This is a genomic window from Sulfurimonas sp. (genome assembly GCF_029027585.1).
GTDB lineage: Bacteria > Campylobacterota > Campylobacteria > Campylobacterales > Sulfurimonadaceae > Sulfurimonas.
On the sequence record NZ_CP093397.1, the window covers coordinates 1,658,798 to 1,681,289 of the forward strand.

Genomic DNA, 22,492 nt, shown 5'->3' on the forward strand with positions numbered 1-22,492 from the left:
TCTTTGAAACAACGAGTATCGGCGCTTTTGCGTGAAAAGTTTGGTCGTGAGGTTGTTTTAGAAAAACCAAAAGATAGATCTTTTGGACATTTTGCTACTCCAATCGCTTTTTCTTTAGCTAAGGAACTTAGAAAGTCCCCTATGATAATAGCTGAGGAATTAGCATCTTCATTTAATGAATCAGAAATTTTTTCTAGTGTTGAGTCTGTAAAAGGTTACTTAAACTTTCGCCTTAGTGAAGTTTTTTTAAGTCAGTACAGTACTTGGGCACTTGATAATCCACAAGAATTTGCTAAACAAGATAAAAAATCCAAAATTCTTTTAGAGTTTGTTAGTGCAAACCCAACAGGTCCGCTTCATATAGGTCATGCTAGAGGTGCTGTTTATGGCGATACACTGTATCGTTTAGCAAAGCATCTAGGGTATGATATCACAGCAGAGTACTATGTAAATGACGCAGGAAATCAAATAGATTTACTTGGTCTTTCTATTCAACTTTGGGGCAGAGAAAATATACTTAAAGAAAAAGTAGATTACCCTGAGAGTTACTATCGTGGAGATTATTTAAAAGCTTTAGCTGAGGGTGCCGTTGAGAAGTTCGGTAAAGAAATTTTAAGCGATAAAACTCGTCAAAAAGAACTTGCACTTTGGGCAAAAGATGGAGTGATGGAGATAGTTGTAAATTCCCTAGCAGACTTAAACATTCACTTTGATACTTTTGTCAATGAATCATCTTTGTATGATGATTGGGATAGAGTTATGCAAAAGATGGGTGATGGCATCTATAAAAAAGATGAAAAAATCTGGATAGCATCTGAGGCAAAAGGTGATGATAACGATAGAGTTGTTGTTCGAGAAGATGGACGCCCAACTTATTTAGCTGGTGATATAGTTTATCATAACCAAAAGTTTGAACGAGGGTACGATCACTATATAAACATCTGGGGAGCAGACCATCATGGTTATATTCCAAGAGTAAATGCTGCTGTTGAGTATTTAGGTTATGACTCTAAGAAACTTGAAACTCTACTTTCTCAAATGGTTTCACTACTTAAAGATGGCGAACCTTATAAGATGAGTAAACGGGCAGGTAATGTGATTTTAATGAGTGATATTGTTGATGAGATTGGTGCTGATGCACTTCGTTTTATCTTTGCATCTAAGAAATCTGACACAGCCTTAGAGTTTGACTTAGCGGAGTTTAAAAAACAAGATAGCTCAAACCCTATCTTTTACATTCAGTATGCTCATGCTCGTATCAAAACGATTTTATCAAAATCAAACTTTTCAAAAGAAGAGATACTAAAAAGTAAACTAATTGGTCTTAATGAAAATGCAGATGTACTTTTGTTTGATGCACTTTTACTTCCTGAAATAGTTGAAGATGCATTTTCTTCTCGTCAAGTTCAAAAATTAGCTGATTATTTAAAAGCATTAGCAGCATCTCTGCATAAGTTTTATTATGATTGTAGAATCATAGGAACACAAGATGAGGTAAAACTTTTAAAACTTCTTTTGGTTGTAGCACTTTCACTTAAAACTGGACTATCCCTTCTTGGTATAGAAGCTAAAGATAGTATGTCTAAAGAGGAAGTTTAAGTAAGGAATTTTAAATGAATATTATATTTATATTTTTATTTATGGCAATATCTTTAATTGCTGATAATAATATAGATAAAGTATCAATACAATTAAATTGGAAGTATCAATTTGAATATGCTGGTTTTATAGTAGCTAAAGAGAAAGGTTATTATGAAGATATAGGATTTGAAGTTAAACTAAAAGAGTTTACTAATAATACTAAAACAATTGAAGATATGTTAAAAAACAAAACAACTTTTGCTATTAGCGATAGTTTATATATGCTAGAAAGGCAAGAAAACAATATAGTCCTTTTAGCAAATTATTTCAAAGAATCCCCTCTAATTATCGCTACCAATACAACAATAAAGCATCCTAAAGATTTAGAAGGTAAATCTATCATGTCTAGTAAGGAAAGGCTTTTAAATACCCCTATTGATTTTATGTTTAAGCATTTAGGTGTTGATTATAATAAAATAATTTTTAAAGAAAATAGTTATGATATTCAAGATTTAATTGATAATAAAACAGATGCTATGGAAGTATATAAAACAAATGAATTATACAGACTTGAAGTAGAAAGTATTCCTTATAATATATTAGACCCTAAAGATTATGGATTTAACTCTGGAGCAGTTAATATGTTTACACTGCAAAAGAATATAGATAAATATACTAAAGTAAGAATAGAAGCTTTCATAGATGCTACAAATAGAGGCTGGAAATATGCCTTAGAAAATAATGATGAAGTTGTGAAGCTAATATACTCTAAATATAATAATTCTTTAAAAAAATCTATCAAAGCACTAGAATTTGAAGCAAAAGAGATTAAAAAACTTTTTTTACAAGAGCAGTTTAAAATAGGTGATATCAATAAAGAAGAAATCTATAGATGGCATGATATATTACATAATTATGGATTAATTAATAATGCTAGTAGATACAATGAATTTTTATTTAACAATCAATGGAAAGAAAAAGTCTATACTAAAGAAGAACTCTATGCTGTTACTGGATTTATTTTTTTAATAATAATTTTTTTATTATATAGACACCATATGTTAAAAAAAACAAACAAAGATTTGGAACAATTACACTTAATAATAGAAGACAACTCTCAGGCATTAGAAAAAAGTTTAATTATTATGAGTAAATATATAATATTCTCAAGGACAGATTTAAAAGGTATTATTACAGAGGCAAGTGATGCATTTTGTGAAATATCACAATATTCAAAAGAAGAGTTATTAGGGAAACCTCATAATATTATAAGACATCAAGATATGCCAAAAGAAGCATTTAGATATATGTGGAAAATTATTCAAAGTGGTAAAGTTTGGAAGGGTGAAGTAAAAAATAGAAAAAAAGATGGTAGTTATTATTGGGTTTATGCGAATATTTCCCCTGAATTTGATAGCCATGGCAATATCTTTAGTTATGTAGCAATAAGATATGATATAACAAATAAGAAAAAGGTTGAAGAGATAGCAATAACGGATGGTTTAACTTCTTTATATAATAGGAGATATTTTGATGATATTTTTGCTCAACAAATAGAGATTTGTAAAAGAGAAAAGTATTTGTTAGCTTTTGCAATTATTGATATAGATTATTTTAAACAATATAATGATACTTATGGACATCAAGAGGGTGACACCGCTTTAAAACTTGTGTCAAAATCCTTAAAAACTATTCTAAAGCGTCCTGATGACTATACTTTTAGATTAGGTGGGGAAGAGTTTGGCTTGCTTTTTCATGTTCAAAAGTATGAAGATGCTGTTTTATTAGTAAATAAAGTAAGAGAAAATATAGAAAAATTAGAAATACAACATATTAAAAATAAAGTCTCAAAATTTTTAACAATTTCTAGTGGAGTTTACATTATGGTTACTAACGACAACTCTACATTAGATGAGATATATAAAAAAACTGATCAAGCTTTATATATAGCAAAACAAAAAGGACGAAATCAGGTTGTAGTTGTTAAAGAGGAAGCTTAGGATAAAGTTTTTTTATCTCTGGGAGAGAGCTTTTAGGCACTTGAATCAAAATGGGATTTTTACTCCCGTCTAACCACTCTACAATTTTTTTCATATCTTGAAATGTCATGGAAGTACAACCTGCTGTTGGAGCATTTATGTTTTTTTGAACATGTAAAAAGATACATGAACCTGCTTGTTTTTTTTGTTCTTTGTTGTGTTGTACAACTACGCCTAATTCATACTGATTATCTTCTCTTTTCATAATCTCAAAACTTTTTGGTTTGTTTTTTGGCATCTGGATAATTTTGTTATAGTATTTTGAGTCTGAGTCATCAACACAAATGAGATTTTTTTCTAAATAAATATAATTTAGTATAGATTTTTGTTTTTTATCATATCCGAAGGTATTTGTTAGTTTAAAGATACCAATAGGTGCTTTTTTATCGCCTTCTTTTTTAACGATATTTTGTCTATTTTCTTCTAGTTTAAGTTCGCCCAAACCGAAGCCTAAGCCATTTTTACCTATATTTACATCTATGGTTTCAAAGACTTTTATCTCATCTTCATAACATGTTAGTTTAGCTTTTGAATTTGTATAATCTTGACTAATAACTAAGATTATTTGTTGTGAAGAAAACAGCAAATTTTGTAAAATTACTAAAATTAAGAAAGTTTTTATCATAAGATATGGTACTATTACTATTATATGAATTTAATTAAAAAGTGAAAAGAGTTATGAGTATAAAAATAAAAAAAGCACAAAGTACAGATTCGCCTTTTTTAGCACAGATGATTTTGCAAAGTTCTAGAGCAGATAAACAGTTTGGTATGTTTGATTTGATTTTTGGTCATCTTGGTGATAGTGGTACTTTAGCAAGTATTGAAAAACTAATCAAAGCAGATGTAAAAAATCAATGTCATTTTAGCAACTTTTTGATTGCTGAGATAGATGGTGAAAATGTTGGAAGCCTTTGCAGTTATGAGCCAAGAATCGCAACAACTCAAAGTTTCTTAGATGCTTTAAATGAGATTGGTTGTTCAGATGGTCACAAAATCTTTTTAGAGATTCAAGAAGCATGTGATTTTGAGTTAAATACAAGAACTTTAGTTTTTGACTATATGGAAGAGCTTGAAGGTTACATGGATGTTGGCATCTTAAAATCATTAATGCAAAAAAGTTTATTAACGGCAAGACTTAAAGGTTATAGAATCGTTCAGTCTATGGTGGAAATAGGTTCACTAGAAACACTTTTATACTATAAAAAGTTAGGCTTTAAAGAAGTTAAGCAAAAAGAGTGTGAAATATATAGAGAAAAATTTGGTAGAGCAGGTTTAGTTCTTTTAGCTTTCGAGTTTTAATATAGAAACCTCCATACTTTCTCTCGTTCCATCTCTCTTTGCCATAGTTTTAGCACTTTACACAAGAAGCGTTCTCCTCTCTCTTTTTAGTGGTATTTTACTTGGTCTTGTCATACTCAATGATTTTAATATTTTAAACTCTCTAGATGCTTTGCTTACTCTTTTTATAACATTACTCTCAAAAGCTTGGATATTAAAAACCTTAGGTTTCGCCATTTTTGTTGGAAGTATCATGGCTTTGATAGAAAGAAGTAGAGGGATAGAAGGTTTTGTAGATTTTATGCAAAATCGTGTAAAAATTGTTAAGTCGCAAAAATCATCTTTGATGCTTAGTTATTTTATAGGTGTTGTTATCTTTATAGAATCTTCCATCACTTCACTTATTGCTGGGGCAGTAGGACGACCTTTTTGTCAAAAATACAAAATTCCTCAAGCAAAGTTAGCCTTTGTTTGTGACTCAACATCAGCACCTATAAGCTCACTTCTTGTTTTTAATGGTTGGGGTGCTTTACTGCTTGGACTTATTTCAACTCAAATATCTTTAGGGCAGATAGAAGGTAATGCAGTTTCTATCCTTATAGATGCAGTTATTTATAACTTTTATGCCATGAGTGCTTTGGTGGTTACTTTTGTAGCAATTTACTTTAATATAAATATCGGTCCAATGAAATATACACAATTTAAAGCTACAAATATTCAAACAACAAGTTTAAATACTCCAAGTATGAACTATATGGTTTTACCAATACTTTTAATGGTTGCTTTGGTTTTTGTTTTTTTATATTTAAGTGGTGGTGGGGATATTTTAAAAGGTAGTGGCTCAAGCGCCATTTTTTATACGGTATTTAGCACTCTTATATTTACACTTATCTATTATGTGCCTACAAAAAACATGTCGTTGAGTGTTTGGACTAAAACAGCCTTTAAAGGAGCAAAAAAACTTTTTCCCATCGCTATGATTTTACTTTTTTCTTTTGGCATTGGAGAGGTTACAAGTGAGCTAAAAACAGGAGAGTATTTAGCATCTTTAGCAAATGAAAATCTCAATATATATTTTTTAGCAACAGTCATATTTTTAGTAAGTTCGCTTATCTCTTTTTCAACAGGAACATCGTGGGGAACTTTTAGTATTATGATTCCTATTGCCGTACCTATGGCAGTTATCATGGACGCTGATGTCGCTTTAACTATTGGAGCAGTTATATCTGGTGGGATTTTTGGTGACCATTGTTCTCCTATCTCAGACACTACTATTATCTCTTCTATGGCGAGTGATTGTGAAGTTATAGAACATGTCCAAACTCAACTTCCTTATGCACTCATAAGTGCTTTTATAGCCATAACTCTTTTTATAATTTTTTCTTTTATACGCTAAACAAATAAAAAGTGCTATAATATTAAATAAGATTATTTAAGGGTGGATTAAGTGAAGATATTTCTAATATTGATTGTGTTATTGCCAATCTTTGTGTTTGGTGGTGAAATTAGTGATAGTAACGAAGTAGAGTATGAAAAGGCAGTTAAGTCTTACAAAGCAAAAGACTTTAAGAGTAGTTATGCGATATTTTCAAAAATATATCTAAGTAAACTCTCAGATGCTAATGCAAATTACTACTTTGGTCGTTCAGCTTTTGAAACAGGAAATTATGAAGCAGCTTTAGCAGCTTTTGAGAGAGTTGAGATGCTTGAGCCTTCAAATCTTAGTAATAAGTTACAAATGGCAAGAACTTACTTTATGCTAAAGATGTATGAAGATTCGGAGTTGGCATTTAAGGAAGTTTTAGACAATCCCAACATACCTCAAAACATACGAACAAATATAGAACTATACTTATCTAAAGTTACTAAAGTTCAACAAAAATCATTTACTTATGCGACCATAAACCTTGACTGGCTTTATGATTCAAATGTAAATTATGGTGCTATTGGTGGAGAGTATGAAACAGATAGTTCTACATTTCCCGCTTCAGAAGATTCAGACACAGCCATTCAAGTATAATGAACCCCTAAAACTGAACCAGTAAAATTTGTTTTCTTATTTCAAAAATGATAAAATTGAAATAGAGAATATAGGAATTAAATATGAATGCAAAAAGAAAAAGTTATAGTGCAAATTTTAAAGCAAAAGTAGTACTGGAAGTTTTAGAGGGTGAAAAAACTGTTAATGAAATAGCTAGTGGATATGAAGTCCTACCTCTAAGTTTAAGAAATTGGAAAAAACAGTTTCTTGAGAATATGTCATTAGCATTTGATAAAAGTACTGTTGTAAAAGAATACAAAGATGAAATTGATACTCTTAAATATGAAAAAGATGCAATTGCAAAAAAACTTGGAGAGACAATTGTTGAGAAGGATTTTCTTGTGGAAAAGCTAAAAAGCTTGGCCTCATCTAAAGAGAGAAAAACTCTACTTGATGCTAAGCATAAATTATCACAGAATAAGCAGTGTCAATTGCTACAGGTAAGTAAGTCGAGTTTGTACTATACTCCAACTAAACCGTTTAGTAGAGGTAAAGACTTGAAAATATTAGATGCTATAAATAATATATATTCAGACTTTCCATCATATGGAAGTAGAAGAATTCATGCTCAACTTTTAAGAGATGGGTATAGCATAGGGAAAAAGTTCGTTAAGAAAGCTATGAAGTATATGGGTATAGAAGCCTTGTATCCTAAGCCTAAGACCACTACAGCAAACAAAGAACATTATAAGTATCCATATCTCCTAAAAGATTTTAGAGATTATGCTGGACGTGTTGTAATTGAAAAAACTAATCAAGTCTGGAGTACAGATATTACTTATATCAAACTGGAAAAAGGCTTTGTATATTTAGCCGCAATAATAGATTGGCATAGTAAAAAAATACTCTCATGGAAACTTTCTAACACAATGGATATTTCCTTAGTTAAAAGTGTGTTAAATGAAGCACTCGCATTTTATCCTAAACCAGAGATATTTAACACAGACCAGGGAAGTCAATATACTTCAAAAGTTCATGTTGATATTCTCAAAAAACACAACATTAAAATTTCAATGGATGGAAAAGGTAGAGCTACTGATAATATTTGCATCGAAAGATTCTGGCGAAGTATTAAGTATGAAGAAATTTATCTGAATGAATATAAGAATATAAAATCTCTCAATCGAGCAATAAAAATATATATGAACTCTTACAACAAAAAAAGATTACATTCGGCGATTGGATATAAAACTCCAAATGAAGTTTATTATAAAGCTGTCAATAATTTAGATCCTAAAGGAGCAAAACTGTTACCACTGGTATCGTAAAGAGGTAAAATAAGAAAACTTGTTTTACTGGTCTTGAAAAAGGGAACCATTATAGGCAGAGTTGGCTGATATTTTGGCTATTATTCTTATCGCTTTTGTTATTATTTTTATATATTCAAGACTTTCTCTCTTGCTTCTTAGTATTGTTTTTCCTATCTCATTTTTTGGGATTATGTATGCAAATTATTATCTCCTTTTTACCGAGTTAGTTATACTAAACTCTATTTTTCCTCTTGCTTCTGCTTTTGTTGCACTTTTAGGAACTTTGGCTGTAAACTATATGTTTGAAACGCGTCAAAAAGATATGATTAAAGGTAAATTTGCTACGAAGGTAAGTGCTAGTGTTATGGAAGATATTTTAAATCATGCGGATTCAGATGCTCTTGATGGTGCAGAAAAAGAGATAACAGTTTTCTTCTCTGATGTTCGAGGTTTTACAAATATTTCTGAAGCTATGGGCAATGCCAAATCACTTATAAAGTTTATGAACGAGATAATGGAGCCAATGACTGAAATAATCATTGATGAAAAAGGTACTGTTGATAAGTATATAGGCGATGCTATTATGGCTTACTGGAATGCTCCACTTGAGGTTGATAATCATGCTGATAGAGCAGTTTGTGCTAGTCTTAGACAACTTCATCAACTTAAAAGTTTAAATGAAACTTTAAGAACAAATATAGATTATACAAATGTTATAGAGATGTCAGATAAGAATAATATCCCGATAGTTGATATTGGTATAGGATTAAATAGTGGTATCGCTATTGTTGGAGAGATGGGCTCTAGTATGCGTTCAGATTATACCGCCATAGGTGACCCGATAAATCTTGGTGCAAGACTTGAATCTTTGTGTAAATACTATAACTCAAGATTAAATATTTCAAACTTTACAAAAGAGATGCTAAAGGGAGATTATATCTACCGTTTTTTAGATTTAGTAAGAGTTAAAGGTAAGATAGAACCTATTGAGATTTGGCAAATTCATGATTTTGATAGAGAAGGTGAAGAACCTATTTTTTATGAAAGTAGAGAAAAACTTCTTATTGAACTTGAACAATATCATAAAGCAATAGATTTATATAAGGCTGAAAAATTTTCAGATGCTTTAGTGATTTTTAAAGAGTTAAATGCACAAGAGAATAAAAGTAATTTAAAAATTTGTGACATTTATGTGGATAGATGCGAACACTATATAGAGATGCCACCAAAAGATTTTGATGGAGTATTTGTTCATACTACTAAGGGTTAGACGCCTAAAACATGATTTATAGAATATCTCATATCTTCATCTAAATTTTCCATGCCTGTTAGCATCCATCTAAGATATCCAGCGTCACTACTTGCTACTTCTTGTAAAGTTTTACCTTTATGTTTTCCAAATCTAAAGCTTTTAACTAAGATAGGAGTGGAAGTTAATTCAACCATTTTATCAACAGGATTGGCATCTGCAAATTTGGCACTTACTAACTCTTTTAGTTTTGAGAGAAAAAGTTTTAAAATCAAAACATCACCAATAGCGTCATGAGCTTTAACTTCGATACCAAGGGCATCTGCTTCTTTTTGTTCTTCTTTATATATATCCATTTTATAGCGAAAATATTGAAGTCTGTGAGCCTCTTCATCTGGCAATATATGTTTTGCAACTCTAAGTGTATCAATAACTTTCATTTTAGAGATAAAACCTTCTTTTTCAAGCATTCCTAAATCAAAAGGAGCATTATGAATTATCATATAATTATCATCTGTGTTTAACTCTTTGAGTCTTTTATAACTTTTGCTATCTTGACAACTATTTTTACCTTCAAGCATATCAGGAGTTATACCATGAACTTCCATCGCACCAAATCCTATGGGTGTGTCACAAGAAAAAAACTCATTGTGAACTTCTATATCTTTTGTACCTAAAACCATGTAACCTAGTTGGATTACTCTGTCGTTTTCACCAACACCTGTTGTTTCAGTATCTAAAATCACATATCTTTTTGCCAATTATTATCCTTTTAAAAACGGGTCTAGCATATACTCATCTTCTACATGCAAAAACTCTTCGCTCAATTCTATTTCTATTGTTTCATCTTTAATGGAGTAGCTACAAAAAACTACAAAACGCATCTTATAAGTATTTGCAAAATATTTAAAATTTCTTACACACAAAGGTTCATTTAACTCTTCTAGTAAAAATCGTATATATTTTGTTGCTTGAACCCCAGTATGCAAGTTTAAAAGGTGTAAAACAGTCTTTATTTTTATCTCCATAAATAACTCTTTGTCATCTTCTATATATGTATTATAGATTGCACGGGCTAGTTTTAAAGCATCATCACTAAATGGTTCAAATAGTAACTGTTGCTTCTTTATAGTATGTAAACTCATAATTCCTATTTTAGCACATACTACCTTTTACTTCTAAATCTTACAGTAAATTTTTCTGATTTTTGAGCTTGTACTTTAACTTTAAAAGAGAGTTGATTTCCATTTTTAAAGCTAAATGTTTTAGCTGTTTCTATGGAACTTGTTGAGCTTTTGTTAAAAGGAATTAGTAATTCAATAGTTTTTTTCTTATTTGAAGAATTTTTTATAGTGTAAGATATAGTGGCATCTAGATATTTATCATTATCAGAGTAATTTTCTACACTCTCTTTGACTTTTATATCGAAATTTTTACCAAGAACAAGCTTGATGATTGTGTCTTTTGGAGTATGCGCAAGGTTGCTTTCCCCAAGTAAAATAGTTTGTTCATTTAGTTTTGAGTAAGTTCTTACAACACCTTGTGGCAGAGCGACTGAGAGTTCTTCCATCTCTATATATTGAGTGACACTATGTTTTATTTCAGAGTTTAGATAGAGTGGATTTGAGAGTGTCGTTGTATATCTTCTTTTGATTGGGATAGAGTTTTTAGTGATAAACTTAATTTGAGTTTTTTCATTGTTAGCTAGACTTACTTTAAAAGGCACAGAGTAAAGGTGATAACCTTCAAAAGCTTTATGACTTACTTTAGGGGAGTCTTGCATCATGCTCATAGCTTTTTGGTATCTTGTTGTTGTGCGTACTCTATATGCTCTGTTGATATCTCCTGCTAAAACATGAAGTTGTGTGTCTTTGTATGCTTTTCCTGAACGATTGTCTATGCTTATCCATCCGCTTAAATCTGCTTTATCTCCATGAAGATTAATTATGTAGTTAGAGTTCCATGAGATGTTTCTTATAAGATAGTTTATGTCCATCTTTGCTTTTAAACTTTTAGTGGCTTTTATGTTCCAAACTAAAGATGGTTTTGTGATGAGTGAAGTAGGGATAGTTTTAAAGATAATATCTTTGCTTAAAACAGAAATGATTTGATTATTAGAAGTTTTCACTAGGCTATTTAAATCATTGTGAGAAAGTAAAGTTACATTTTTTATGCCAACTTTTACCTTTTTCCCAATATGCGCATCTAGAAGTTTATATAATGTTAGCTTATCAAAACGATATTGTTGAGAATAAAGTTTCACTGAAGTTGGTAGAGTTATATTTACAGAGTCAGTGTTTATAGTTCTAGCTACATCTTTATAGATAATTTGTTTATCGCCTTTTTTTAGGTTTAGATCTCTTTGTTCATGAACAAGCCCAATACCGCCATTGTAAACAATTAGGGAAGAGGAAAAAAGTGATGAAGTAAGTAATATTAATGATGAAAGCGTTAAAATAATTTTTTGCATTTGTAATCCTTTTTTGCATTTGTAACTTATATGCTACAATATTAAAAAAAATGTAGGGTAAAACTTGATTACATCTTCTTTAGTTTATATATATTCTCTGGCATTTCTAGCCGCTTTTTTTAACCTTTTAGAGAAAAAAACTTCTTTGAAAATTTTTAAATTTATTCCTGTTGTTGTATTTATTTATGCTTTTTCTATGCTCTTTGCATCTATTGGTGTTTTTGATAAAAATGAAGAAATAGATAGCATCTATAAGTTAGCAAAAATAAATCTTCTTCCAGCGATGCTCTTCTTAATGTTACTTCAAGTAGATTTCACTCATTTTTTTAAACTTGGAAAATCACTTCTCATTTCTTATGTTTTAGCAGTTTTATCTATCGCTTTTGGTTTTGTATTTGTGGCTTTTGTGTTTAACTTTGACACTCAAAGTTCTGCTGCTTTTGGAGCACTAGCTGGGAGTTGGATGGGTGGAACAGCAAATATGATAGCCATAGGCTCAGCCCTTGGAGTAGGGGAAGAGGCTTTTGGTTACGCCCTTGTAGTTGATAGTGTGAACTATACTTTATGGGTTATGCTTTTACTGTTTTTGGTTCCTTTTGCCTCTTACTTTAACAAGTTCACAAAGAGTGATGAAGTCATGGATAAGTTTAGTGGAGTGGCTTGTGCTTGTGACATGGGGGCTAAGAAGTATTGGCTTTTGATACTTTTGGCTCTTGGTGCATCTGCATTTTCTCAAATCATAGCACATAATATTGAGCTACTAAATCAAACAACAACCATAGTTTTAGTTGCTTCTATTTTAGGAATTTTAGGCTCTTTTACAAAACTAAAAACTGTTAATGGTTCAAGTGAGATAGCAAACAGTATGCTTTATCTCCTCATCGCTCTCATAGGTTCAAAAGCTGTTTTTGATAGTTTTAGTGATGTAAGTTTTTATGTTTTAGCTGGTTTTATTATCCTAGTTATTCATGCTACTATCATGGTTATAGGAGCAAAAATATTTAAACTTGACCTCTTTAGCATAGCGGTTGCATCTTTGGCAAATATAGGAGGTGTGGCAGCTGCACCAATCCTTGCTGCAACTTACAATAAATCGCTTGTAAGTGTTGGAGTTTTGATGGCGATAATGGGCTATCTTATTGGTACTTTTGGTGGTTTAGCTGTTGGAAATATTTTAATTTTTATGGCAAAATAATGAAAATAACCTCAATAAGCACACAAGTAAAACAAATAGAGTTAAAAACACCTTTCATAACCGCTCTTAGACGAGTAGATATTATAGAGTTTGTTAGAGTTAGTGTTGGCTGTGATAATGAAAACATAGGACTTGGAGAAGCACCTGCGACTAAAGCTGTGACAGGGGAAGATATAGAGTCTATTTTATCTTCTATTGAGTCTATTAAAATGAGTCTTATCTCTTTGAGTCCATCTGAAGCTCTAGATGCTTTGCATAAATCTAGCATCGGCAGTAGTGCTAAAGCATCTCTTGATATGGCTTTTGTATCTTTGTTAGAAAAAAACAAAATAACAACTAAAATAAAACTCACAACAGATATAACCATTAGTTTAAAAGAAGCACAAGAGATGTTCTTAGATGCTAAAGAAGCTGTGAAAAATGGCATGGATATTTTAAAGATAAAACTAGGTCGTGACATAAAACACGCCATAAAAGTTACAAAAAAACTCTCAACCTTAGATGCTAAACTCATTATAGATGCCAATCAAGCTTGGAGTTTAGAACAGAGTTTAGAGTATATAGATGCTATGAAAGATATTGACATCGAGTTAATAGAACAGCCAGTAAAAAGCACACAGTTAAAAGACCTAAAAACAATTACAGCTTATTCAAGTATTCCAATATTAGCAGATGAATCTGTTTTTACACTCATAGATGCAAAAAAAGTTATAGAGTCAAAAAGTGCTGATATGATAAATATAAAACTTATGAAATGTGGTGGAGTTACAAAAGCAAGAGAGATTTTAGACTATGCACGAAGTAAAGATGTAAAGTGCATGTTAGGCTCAATGCTTGAAGGTCCCATCTCTATAAATGCTGCCTTGCATCTAGCCTTAGAGTACAGTGACATCATAAAGTATTTAGACCTAGACTCACCCTTGCTTTACAAATATGAATCTAATGAACTAGAGTTTGAGTTTAATAAGAATGTGATAATTTATACCCCATATTTGTAACAGTAACGATAAACTTAGTCGAAACTTTTTTTCGTAGTCTTAATATAAGATTTTTTATAGCGGCTTCACTCATCGGCTTTTCTTGCCAGACATCTTTTTGGATTAGCTCAATTGATACTGATGTGTTTTTGTTTTTTATAAGAAGTTCAATAAGTAAAAACTCTCTTTTTGCTAGTTTTATCTCTTTGTCATTTTCATAAAGTAACTTTGTCTTGTAAGAGTATGAAAGTTGTGGTGCTATTTGTATCAATTTTTCGGAGTTTAGTTTTTTGGATATTTTTTCTAAAACTGATAATAATTGCTCGTATCTTAAGGGTTTTAGTTCATAAGAGAGAAGGTTTAACCCTATGGCTTTAAATAAAAAGTTTTCATCTTTGTGAGCACTTAAGATTACGATGGGAACATCTTCATTTTTCTCTCTAACTTCTTTTATAAAGTTTAACCCATTACCACCTTTTACTTTTATGTCTGAGATGATTACATCTATTTTATAGGTATCAAAAAGAGTCATGGCATCTATAATATTGTTTGAATGAAAAACTTTTTTAAAGTATATGTTTAGAACAGAAGTGGTATTTTTAGCAAACTCTTCATTATCCTCTAAAAAAAGGATATTTAGTTTTTTTAATCTAACCATGTCAAAAACTCTATTGTAAAAACACAGCCAATATCTGAATTTTTAACAGATATGACACCACCATTTTTATCTATAATCTCTTTTGCTATGTATAAACCAACTCCAGTACCATTGGTTGTGCTGACAAAGGGTTGAAATATATCGTTTATGATTCTAACATCGATTCCCTCTCCGTTATCACTAATAGTGAGTTTTTTATTTTCTATCTCTATAATTATGGTTGGATTTTGTATATTTCGTAGTTTAAATATATTTTTTGCATTGTTAAAGATAGAAAATATAACTTGCGTAAATTCATTTTCATTTGCAAAAGTTTCTTCAGTCTCATATGAGTGAAGAGTTACTTTTATATTGTCATACTCAAAAGTCGCATCTGAGATGGCTATAACTTCATTTACCGCATTTGTAAGGGAAAAAGATTTATCTTCAAAACTAGGAGTGTAAAAGTCTTTAAAAGTATCTACTGTTTCAGACATAAAGCTGATTAAGTCGGCTGATTTTTTAGTGTTTTTTAAAAGTTCTTCTTTGCTTATCTCTATCTCTTTTTCTAGTTTTGTTTGATGAAGAAGGTTTATGGAGCCAAGAGCAGCAAGTGGTTGTTTCCATTGGTGGGCTATGTGCATTAGAAGTTCACCAAGAGCAGCTTGTTTTGACTGTTGATGAATTATCTGTTGTTTTAGAGCATTTTTACTTATCTCTTGTGTTACTTTTTTTTCTAAGTCTTTCTCATAGCATCTAATCTTTAGATGCGTATGTGCGCGAGATAAAAGTTCACTTGGATTAAAAGGTTTAGTTACATAATCAACTGCGCCTAACTCAAAACCTTTTTGAATATCTTCATCTTTGTTTAACGCGCTTAAAAAAATAATAGGAATATGAGAATTTTTTTTATCTTTTTTTATTATAGAACATACTTCAAAACCGTCCATCTCTGGCATCATGATATCAAGCAAAATTAAGTCTATATCTTCTTCTTGCAAAATATTTAAAGCTGTTTTTCCATTAAGAGTGGTTATCAAATCGTACTCTTTTAAAAGTTGAACTAATACATCTACATTTTCTTTTGCATCATCTACTATTAAGATACTTTGTTTATCTCTCATTTAGTTTTTCCTTTGCTTCATCAAATTTATATTTTATGATTAACTCATTTACTTCATTAAACAACTTTTGTGTTTTTTGGCTGAGTGCGTAGTTGTTGAATTCTTCTAATATTGGAGTACAGAGTTGAGGTCTTCTTTTTGCGGTTGCTTTTTTTAGTTTTAAAAACAACTCATCTGCCATTAGTTCATTTAGTATTATCTTATTTTGTTTTTCATAATTTTTTTGCTCGTTTTTTGAAGTATTATTTTTGGTATTTTTACTAATTTTTAAATCAATCTCAAAAATAAAGCTACTTCCTTTTTCCATAAAAGACTTAACCCAAATCTCACCATTCATAAGTTCAACAAGCTCTTTTGTTATGGTAAGTCCTAGACCTGTTCCACCGTACTTTCTTGTAGTGCTACTATCTGCTTGGGTAAAAGATGAAAAGATATTTTGTATCTGCTTATCACTTAGACCGATGCCTGTATCTTTAACTTCAAATCTAAATCTTTTGTTGTTTAGTTGTTTAATGAAAAGTTCAACTTTGCCTTCTTGTGTGAACTTTACAGCATTTGAAGTAAGATTTATGAGTATTTGAGTTAAGCGTAAACTATCACCATACAACTTAGTAGAAGCTGTTTTATCATAGTGTGTTTTAAACTCTAAACCTTTTTCATAAGTATTTACTAAGACAGTGTTTTCAACATTGTTTAAAACATCTATAAGGTTAAAATCTACTTTTTTTATCTTTAGTTTTTTTGCTTCAAGTTTAGAAAAATCTAAGATGTCATTTATAAGTTGAAGTAGATTGTTTGATGAAGTTTCGATTTTTTGAATGTAGTCATATTGAATCTTATTTAGTTTTGTTTCTTTTATGAGATAACTCATTCCCAAGATAGAGCTCATAGGTGTTTTTATTTCATGCGACATATTTGCTAAAAAAGTAGCTTTTGTCTTTTTAGCTTCTTCTGCTTTATTTTTTGCAAAGACAAGGTTTTTATTTAAAATAGATAATTTTCTAACCCAAAAAAGTACTGCTAGTATGATAAGAAAAGAGAAAAAAAGCATTTGAAAAATGAGAGAGTAGTTTATCTCTTTATCATACTTTATAGCTACCCATTTGTTTAGAAGTTCTTTTTTTTTGTTTGCATCTAGACTTCGGACAGTTTTTTCCATGATACTCAAAAGTAGTGTTTCATCGTTTCGAACGCCTATACCATGTTCCCATTTTGTATCTAGTTTTCCGCTGATTTTTAGCTCACCATTGAACTTTTTTTGAAACATATAAGCTATACTTGCACTAGAGTCAAAATAAGCAAAGAGTTTTCCTTCACTTACTTGTTTTAGTCCATCTTCTACATTTTTAACATCAATTATTTCAAGCTTTGGATATTTAGTTCTTAAGATTTCTTCATAAGAGTAGTCTTTCGTAATTCCAAGTTTTTTCCCCTCTAAAGTTGAAATATCTGATATGAAATTTACATGAGGTTTAGTAGCTATTACTAGAGGAAGTTCTATATATGGGGAGGTTACGCTCATATACCTTTTTCCCAAAGGAGTTTGCATAACTAAAGATAATATATCGCACTTTTTTTCTTTCATCAGAGCGATGGACTCACTCCAAGAAGAAGTTTTCTTTACAATAAAGTTTATATCTGTTGTTTTTTCAAATACTTTAAAATAATCAGCCGTTAAACCAATATGCTTACCATTTTTAAAACTTTCAAAAGGCATCCAATGAGGGTCAATACATAAGATGATTTTCTTTTTTTTCTTAAGGTAGTTTTTTTCTTCTTCTGTAAGTTTAAAATCTTTTTCTTTTTCATTTAGTGTTGTAAATAAAAAAGATTTTAGCATCTCTCGTATATCGATATCATCTTTAAGAAGTCCAAGTTTTTCAAATACTTTTGCATTTAATTCAAGAAGTTCAGGAACAATAGCACCTATTGTAAAAATATTTGTTTTAAAGAGTTTTTCTACTTCATTTGCTTCAAACATTAGAGCATCTATAGATTTTCTTTTTGAGTATTTTTTATAAATCACATCAACTATCTCTGCTTTATTTAAAAAAGCATATTGCCAGCCTTTATTAGTAGCATCTGTGAATTGTTGAGTAAGTTTTTTATTTTTTTTTGCAAAATCTTCACTTGTAAATAGCTCGCCATCATAAGTATAAAAACCATATTCCGATGGATTTAAAATATTGTAAGGGATGTTTTGTTTTTTTTAGTAAAAATGGCTGATTTGTTATAAAAATACTCATAGCATCTACTTCACCATTTATAAACTTATCAATACTAAAATCATGTTTTACTAAGGTGTAATCTCCTTTTTTTAAGCCATTATCCTGAAGCATAATCCCTATGCTTGTTTGCTCTATTTCATACTTCATAGCCATTATTTTTTTATTTTTTAAGTCTTTTACACTTTTTATATCGTCTCTTACAACTAAGGCTAGAGCATTTTGTTTAAAGTAAGAAGCTAAAAGAACGATAGGTTTGTTTTGAAGTTTACTAAAAATTAGTGAAGAAGAGGAAAATCCAAAGGTTGATTTGCCATTGACAACATCATCACTTATATTTATACCATCTTTAAACTCTTTTACCTCAACTTCTAAACCGATATCTTCATAATAACCTTGCTCAATAGCAGCATATATACCAGCAAACTCAAATTGATGTTTCCACTCAAGCTGAATAGAAACTTTTTGCGTAGATGCAAACAAAACAAAAGGGAGTAAAAGTAAAAGAAGTTTTTTCATAAATCCATTATATCAGAGTAAAGTCTTAAAAAAGTCTTTAAATAAAAGTAAGATATATTTAAGACATCTTTTGTGTATAATGATATTATGATTAAACGAGTCGTATTTATATGCTTAGCTTTTATCACCCTTTTATCCGCAGATGCGGAGTTAGTTATCAAAAATAGTGGTGATTCTTTTACTGAATTTAACCTTGAGAGTTATGAAGACAGTTCGGCATCTATGAGTTTTTTAGATATACAAAAGGTAAAAAAATTTAAAAGCACAAAAAATAGTTTTACATATGGCTACTTAAAATCAGCTTTTTGGTTTAAGTTTAAAATATACAATGCCACTTCTTCAAATTTAACATACTATGTTCAACAAACAGAAAACTTTTTACATGAAGTAGATGCTTATATACTCTCTAGTAATGGAATATATACAGAGTCAAAACAAGGAGTTGCTAGTTATACAAAAAAAATAAACAAGCATTCAAAGGCGAAATTTGAAGTTGATTTAAAGCCTTTTGAGATAAAGACTGTGTATTTGAGAGTGACTTCCCTTTACGCTGTTTATGGCGCTTTTAATGTTTTTGATGCTCAAGGACTCAATGAGTACAATTTCACTAAAGATAGACTTTATTTTACTTTTTTTGGGGCTTTAATAGTTTTGATTTTTTACAATACTGCTATCTTTATCTTTACACGAGAAAAACCTTACCTTTACTATGTTTTATATGTAACTCCTTTTTTGTTTTGGCAAATGCGTTTGAGTGAAGCTTTTCCATTTGACAGCTACAGTTCAACAGATGTTTTTTATGCTCAAAGTTTTTATACTCCAATGTTGCTTGGTTTTTTGGTGCTTTTCACAAGAGAGATTTTAGAAACAAAAAAATTGTTTCCTGTTATAGATAAGTTTGTTGTACTCTTAGCTTGGACTTATTTTGCATTGGCACCTTTATCCTTGTTTTTCTTAGATGAAGCATATGCAATGATGTCAAACATATCTACTCCAGCATTTCCTTTTTTGATATTTATGGGTTTTAAAAGTTACAATGCTGGAAATAAAGCTGCAATCTTTTTTATAGTTGCACAAATCTCTTTTTTATTTTTTACTATCCTTCTTTCACTTCTCTCTCAAGGTTATATAGAGTACAATGCCCTTAATCGTCATGGTATTATTTTAGGCTCATTTATAGAGATGGTTCTGTTTTCTATTGCTCTTGCATATAGGGTGAAAATATCCCAAGATACACAACTTCAAATAACACAAGAAGTAAATGAACAACTCGAAGATAAGATATATGGAAGAACACAAGAACTTCAAGCAGCAAAAATAAAGGCAGAAGAATCTAGCATAGAAAAGTCAACTTTTTTGGCAAATATGTCACATGAGATAAGAACACCTATTCATGGAATTATAGGTATGTCAAACTTAGCATTAAAAACGACATTAAATGATAAGCAGCTTCATTATTTAACAACTATAGATAAATCTGCAAGTTCTTTGTTAAATATCATAAATGATATTTTAGATTTTTCAAAGTTAGAATCAAAAAAACTTTGTATTGATAAGGTAGATTTTGATTTATATGAGCTTCTTAATGATGTGAAAAATATAACAGAATACAAGGCAAAAGAGAAGGCTCTTTGTTTTGAGATAGATTTTGATAAATCAATACTACGATATGTAAATGGAGATAGCCTTAGGATATCTCAAGTTCTTATAAACTTGATAAATAACGCTATCAAATTTACAGATGCTGGATATGTAAAAATATATGTAAGAAATGAAGGCGACAATTATAGATTTAGCATAAGTGATAGTGGGATAGGCATAAAAAAAGAAGAACTTAAAAAACTTTTTAAGTCTTTTTCTCAAGCTGATTCTAGTACTACAAGAAAGTATGGTGGAACAGGTCTTGGTTTATCCATATCAAAAGAACTTGTAGAACTAATGGATGGAAAAATTAGTGTCGATTCTCAGAGTGATGTGGGTTCTACCTTTAGCTTTTCTCTTAAACTTCTTAGAGCTAAAGAGGCAATTAAAAAAGTAAAAAAAGAGGTTTATGATATCCAAGATATACAAATTTTCAATACTTCAACCATACTTTTAGCAGAAGATAATCTCATAAATCAAGAGATTTTAATTGGTATTTTAGAACATAGTGGCATCTCTGTTGATATAGCAAATGATGGGAATGAAGCAGTTTTTAAGTTTAGAAAAAATAACTATGAACTTATACTTATGGACTTGAAGATGCCAAATCTTGATGGGTTTGAGGCAACAAAACTCATACGAGAAAAAAATGAAACTATACCTATAATTGCACTGAGTGCAGACTCTTTAAAAAATGATGCACACACTATAAAACAAGCGCAAATAAATGGATATTTGAGAAAACCTATTGATATAAAAAAACTTTATGAGGTTTTATTAAGATATATCCCTAAAAATAACTCTAAATCTTTAAAAATTATTGAGTATAATTCTAACTTAGAGTTAATAAATTTTAATAAGATAGATGTAAACTTAGGATTAAAACAAGTAGGTGGCAATAAAGTTTTATACACAAAAATATTAAAAAGTTTTTATAATGAATATAGAGAACTTAACTTAGAAAAACTACAAATAAAAGAGTTTGAAATAGTTATGCATACACTTAAAGGTTTAAGTAGAAGCATCGGAGCAATAGACTTGCATAAAGAACTTGAAAAAGAGTTAAATCAAGAAAGTGAAACTCTCGTACCTTTATACTTTGAGTTGAGTAAGGTTATAGATGAGTTGAGTTTGATTAAAGAAGAAAAACTGAAAAATGATGAAGAACTTAAGAGCATTAGTGAAGAAAATGTTTTAAAAATGTTTAAACAGCTTATAGAGTGTTCAAAAATAAAACGACCTTTGCGGTGCAAGGTAATAGTCCAAGAGTTACAAAAGTATAGTTTAAATGCTAATGATGAAAAGATATTTAAAAGAGTAACTATATTGATAAATTCTTATAAATTTAACGAGAGTATAGATATTTTAGGAGATTACATAGATGCAAAAGAGTAAAAGAACAATTCTTATAGTCGATGATACGAAAATAAACATAGACATCTTACTAGATTTGTTAAGTGATTATGATGTCGCAGTTGCAATAGATGGAAAAAGTGCCATAGAGATAGCTACTGGAGAATGTCCAGACTTGATTTTGCTAGATCTTATGATGCCAGAGATGGATGGCTTTGAAGTATGCGAAATTTTAAAATCAAAAGATGATACAAAAGATATACCTATTGTATTTATAACAGCAAAAACAGATGAAGATTCCATAGAAAGAGCTTACGAGGTTGGTGGTATAGACTATGTTGTAAAACCGTTTAAACCGCGAGAACTTTTAGCGCGAGTAAAAACACAGCTAAAACTAAAAGAACTTTTAGAACATCTTGAATTTATAGCTTCACATGATGAGATGACAGGCATCTATAACAGAAGAAAGTTCTTCTATGAAGCAAATAAAAAATTTGAAGATTCAAAAGAGGGTTTGTTTGCAGTAATGATAGATATAGACCACTTTAAAAGTATAAATGATAGCTATGGGCATCCTCTAGGCGATAAAGTCATAAAACTTATAACTTCAACGATTGCTGAAAATATTTTAAAAGATTGTATATTTGGTAGAATTGGTGGAGAAGAGTTTGCTCTACTTTGCCGTGAGAATTATAAAGATGAGTTAGTCAATAATATTGAGAGTGTAAGAAGAAGTATAGAAAAACTAGAAATTATTAGTGACTCTAAAAAAAGTGTAAAATTTACCATAAGCAATGGCATCGCACAAGCGGATGCAAACACTAAAAATTTAGATGAACTTTTAAAAGAGGCAGATATTGCTCTTTATAAAGCTAAAGATTGTGGTCGCAATAAGGTGGTTTTTAGATAA

20 protein-coding genes and 1 pseudogene are annotated in these 22,492 nt (G+C 30.3%); 11 read left to right on the top strand and 10 right to left on the bottom strand.

Going from position 1 to position 22,492, the window contains the following annotated elements:
* Window positions 1-3: 3 nt before the first annotated feature.
* Complete coding sequence (gene argS, locus MOV50_RS08710; RefSeq protein ID WP_321777520.1) at window positions 4-1,599, top strand: arginine--tRNA ligase; 1,596 nt, start codon at window positions 4-6, stop codon at window positions 1,597-1,599.
* 14 nt (window positions 1,600-1,613) lie between these two features.
* On the top strand, window positions 1,614-3,581 hold the full coding sequence (locus MOV50_RS08715) for a diguanylate cyclase (protein WP_321777521.1): 1,968 nt from the start codon (window positions 1,614-1,616) through the stop codon (window positions 3,579-3,581).
* Here MOV50_RS08715 and MOV50_RS08720 read toward each other — a convergent pair.
* Window positions 3,565-4,245 (bottom strand): L,D-transpeptidase family protein, encoded by a 681-nt coding sequence (locus MOV50_RS08720; protein WP_321777522.1) that lies wholly within the window; start codon window positions 4,243-4,245, stop codon window positions 3,565-3,567. The genes MOV50_RS08715 and MOV50_RS08720 overlap by 17 nt on opposite strands.
* 53 nt (window positions 4,246-4,298) lie before the next feature.
* Here MOV50_RS08720 and MOV50_RS08725 point away from each other — a divergent pair, with 53 nt between their 5' ends.
* On the top strand, window positions 4,299-4,922 hold the full coding sequence (locus MOV50_RS08725; protein WP_321777523.1) for an acyl-CoA acyltransferase: 624 nt from the start codon (window positions 4,299-4,301) through the stop codon (window positions 4,920-4,922).
* A 57-nt stretch (window positions 4,923-4,979) separates the two neighbouring features.
* Here the strand turns inward: MOV50_RS08725 and MOV50_RS08730 are convergent, their stop codons facing one another.
* Complete coding sequence (locus MOV50_RS08730; protein WP_321777524.1) at window positions 4,980-5,156, bottom strand: hypothetical protein; 177 nt, start codon at window positions 5,154-5,156, stop codon at window positions 4,980-4,982.
* On the opposite strand from MOV50_RS08730, the gene MOV50_RS08735 reads away from it, so the two are divergent.
* The 4 genes from MOV50_RS08735 (at window position 5,155) to MOV50_RS08750 (ending at window position 9,462) form a co-directional block, all read left to right on the top strand.
* Entirely contained in the window at window positions 5,155-6,297 is a 1,143-nt protein-coding gene (locus MOV50_RS08735; protein ID WP_321777525.1) for a Na+/H+ antiporter NhaC family protein, read from the top strand. The genes MOV50_RS08730 and MOV50_RS08735 overlap by 2 nt on opposite strands.
* 51 nt (window positions 6,298-6,348) lie before the next feature.
* Window positions 6,349-6,921 (top strand): CDC27 family protein, encoded by a 573-nt coding sequence (locus tag MOV50_RS08740; protein ID WP_321777526.1) that lies wholly within the window; start codon window positions 6,349-6,351, stop codon window positions 6,919-6,921.
* 83 nt (window positions 6,922-7,004) lie between these two features.
* Window positions 7,005-8,210: an IS3 family transposase gene (locus tag MOV50_RS08745; RefSeq protein ID WP_321777475.1), complete on the top strand. Its 1,206-nt coding sequence runs from the start codon at window positions 7,005-7,007 to the stop codon at window positions 8,208-8,210.
* Between the two features lie 61 nt (window positions 8,211-8,271).
* Window positions 8,272-9,462: an adenylate/guanylate cyclase domain-containing protein gene (locus MOV50_RS08750; RefSeq protein ID WP_321777527.1), complete on the top strand. Its 1,191-nt coding sequence runs from the start codon at window positions 8,272-8,274 to the stop codon at window positions 9,460-9,462.
* Here the strand turns inward: MOV50_RS08750 and MOV50_RS08755 are convergent.
* The 3 genes from MOV50_RS08755 to MOV50_RS08765 are packed head-to-tail and all read right to left on the bottom strand — an operon-like array spanning window position 9,459 to window position 11,911.
* Entirely contained in the window at window positions 9,459-10,202 is a 744-nt protein-coding gene (locus tag MOV50_RS08755; protein WP_321777528.1) for an exonuclease domain-containing protein, read from the bottom strand. The genes MOV50_RS08750 and MOV50_RS08755 overlap by 4 nt on opposite strands.
* Window positions 10,203-10,205: 3 nt before the next feature.
* Complete coding sequence (locus MOV50_RS08760) at window positions 10,206-10,586, bottom strand: hypothetical protein (protein WP_321777529.1); 381 nt, start codon at window positions 10,584-10,586, stop codon at window positions 10,206-10,208.
* A gap of 20 nt (window positions 10,587-10,606) precedes the next feature.
* On the bottom strand, window positions 10,607-11,911 hold the full coding sequence (locus MOV50_RS08765; protein ID WP_321777530.1) for a hypothetical protein: 1,305 nt from the start codon (window positions 11,909-11,911) through the stop codon (window positions 10,607-10,609).
* 64 nt (window positions 11,912-11,975) lie between these two features.
* Here MOV50_RS08765 and MOV50_RS08770 point away from each other — a divergent pair, with 64 nt between their 5' ends.
* Both MOV50_RS08770 and MOV50_RS08775 read left to right on the top strand, forming a co-directional pair.
* Window positions 11,976-13,106 carry a DUF819 domain-containing protein gene (locus MOV50_RS08770; protein WP_321777531.1) on the top strand — a complete coding sequence of 377 codons (1,131 nt, stop codon included), beginning with the start codon at window positions 11,976-11,978 and terminating at the stop codon, window positions 13,104-13,106.
* Window positions 13,106-14,104, top strand: coding sequence for a dipeptide epimerase (locus tag MOV50_RS08775; RefSeq protein ID WP_321777532.1), 999 nt, complete (start codon window positions 13,106-13,108; stop codon window positions 14,102-14,104). The genes MOV50_RS08770 and MOV50_RS08775 overlap by 1 nt, the downstream gene beginning before the upstream one ends.
* On the opposite strand, the gene MOV50_RS08780 is transcribed toward MOV50_RS08775, so the two are convergent.
* The 5 genes and pseudogenes from MOV50_RS08780 to MOV50_RS08795 all read right to left on the bottom strand — a co-directional run bounded on the left by MOV50_RS08780 (window position 14,067) and on the right by MOV50_RS08795 (window position 18,588).
* On the bottom strand, window positions 14,067-14,741 hold the full coding sequence (locus MOV50_RS08780) for a response regulator transcription factor (protein ID WP_321777533.1): 675 nt from the start codon (window positions 14,739-14,741) through the stop codon (window positions 14,067-14,069). The two genes, MOV50_RS08775 and MOV50_RS08780, sit on opposite strands and share 38 nt — an antisense overlap.
* Entirely contained in the window at window positions 14,729-15,844 is a 1,116-nt protein-coding gene (locus tag MOV50_RS08785; RefSeq protein ID WP_321777534.1) for a hybrid sensor histidine kinase/response regulator, read from the bottom strand. The genes MOV50_RS08780 and MOV50_RS08785 overlap by 13 nt, the downstream gene beginning before the upstream one ends.
* The gene (locus MOV50_RS08790) at window positions 15,834-17,870 is read right to left on the bottom strand and encodes an ATP-binding protein (protein WP_321777535.1); all 2,037 of its coding nucleotides are present in this window, start codon (window positions 17,868-17,870) and stop codon (window positions 15,834-15,836) included. Before MOV50_RS08790 ends, MOV50_RS08785 begins: the two co-directional genes overlap by 11 nt.
* A gap of 78 nt (window positions 17,871-17,948) precedes the next feature.
* Window positions 17,949-18,029, bottom strand: a pseudogene (locus MOV50_RS13520) (hypothetical protein); the annotation flags it as partial.
* The gene (locus tag MOV50_RS08795; RefSeq protein WP_321777536.1) at window positions 17,992-18,588 is read right to left on the bottom strand and encodes an ABC transporter substrate-binding protein; all 597 of its coding nucleotides are present in this window, start codon (window positions 18,586-18,588) and stop codon (window positions 17,992-17,994) included. The pseudogene MOV50_RS13520 and the gene MOV50_RS08795, both read right to left, overlap by 38 nt.
* A gap of 87 nt (window positions 18,589-18,675) precedes the next feature.
* Here MOV50_RS08795 and MOV50_RS08800 point away from each other — a divergent pair, with 87 nt between their 5' ends.
* A complete protein-coding gene (locus MOV50_RS08800; protein ID WP_321777537.1) occupies window positions 18,676-21,624 on the top strand; it encodes a hybrid sensor histidine kinase/response regulator in 2,949 nt (982 codons plus the stop codon).
* Window positions 21,611-22,492 (top strand): diguanylate cyclase, encoded by an 882-nt coding sequence (locus MOV50_RS08805; protein WP_321777538.1) that lies wholly within the window; start codon window positions 21,611-21,613, stop codon window positions 22,490-22,492. Before MOV50_RS08800 ends, MOV50_RS08805 begins: the two co-directional genes overlap by 14 nt.

What these genes read in the sequence shown, in the direction of transcription:
- MOV50_RS08715 (WP_321777521.1), top strand. Translation starts at nt 1,614, where the DNA reads ATGAATATTATATTTATATTTTTATTTATGGCAATATCTTTAATTGCT.
- MOV50_RS08720 (WP_321777522.1), bottom strand. Translation starts at nt 4,245, where the DNA reads ATGATAAAAACTTTCTTAATTTTAGTAATTTTACAAAATTTGCTGTTT.
- MOV50_RS08725 (WP_321777523.1), top strand. Translation starts at nt 4,299, where the DNA reads ATGAGTATAAAAATAAAAAAAGCACAAAGTACAGATTCGCCTTTTTTA.
- MOV50_RS08735 (WP_321777525.1), top strand. Translation starts at nt 5,155, where the DNA reads ATGGCTTTGATAGAAAGAAGTAGAGGGATAGAAGGTTTTGTAGATTTT.
- MOV50_RS08730 (WP_321777524.1), bottom strand. Translation starts at nt 5,156, where the DNA reads ATGATACTTCCAACAAAAATGGCGAAACCTAAGGTTTTTAATATCCAA.
- MOV50_RS08745 (WP_321777475.1), top strand. Translation starts at nt 7,005, where the DNA reads ATGAATGCAAAAAGAAAAAGTTATAGTGCAAATTTTAAAGCAAAAGTA.
- MOV50_RS08760 (WP_321777529.1), bottom strand. Translation starts at nt 10,586, where the DNA reads ATGAGTTTACATACTATAAAGAAGCAACAGTTACTATTTGAACCATTT.
- MOV50_RS08765 (WP_321777530.1), bottom strand. Translation starts at nt 11,911, where the DNA reads ATGCAAAAAATTATTTTAACGCTTTCATCATTAATATTACTTACTTCA.
- MOV50_RS08775 (WP_321777532.1), top strand. Translation starts at nt 13,106, where the DNA reads ATGAAAATAACCTCAATAAGCACACAAGTAAAACAAATAGAGTTAAAA.
- MOV50_RS08780 (WP_321777533.1), bottom strand. Translation starts at nt 14,741, where the DNA reads ATGGTTAGATTAAAAAAACTAAATATCCTTTTTTTAGAGGATAATGAA.
- MOV50_RS08785 (WP_321777534.1), bottom strand. Translation starts at nt 15,844, where the DNA reads ATGAGAGATAAACAAAGTATCTTAATAGTAGATGATGCAAAAGAAAAT.
- MOV50_RS08795 (WP_321777536.1), bottom strand. Translation starts at nt 18,588, where the DNA reads ATGAAAAAACTTCTTTTACTTTTACTCCCTTTTGTTTTGTTTGCATCT.
- MOV50_RS08800 (WP_321777537.1), top strand. Translation starts at nt 18,676, where the DNA reads ATGATTAAACGAGTCGTATTTATATGCTTAGCTTTTATCACCCTTTTA.
- MOV50_RS08805 (WP_321777538.1), top strand. Translation starts at nt 21,611, where the DNA reads ATGCAAAAGAGTAAAAGAACAATTCTTATAGTCGATGATACGAAAATA.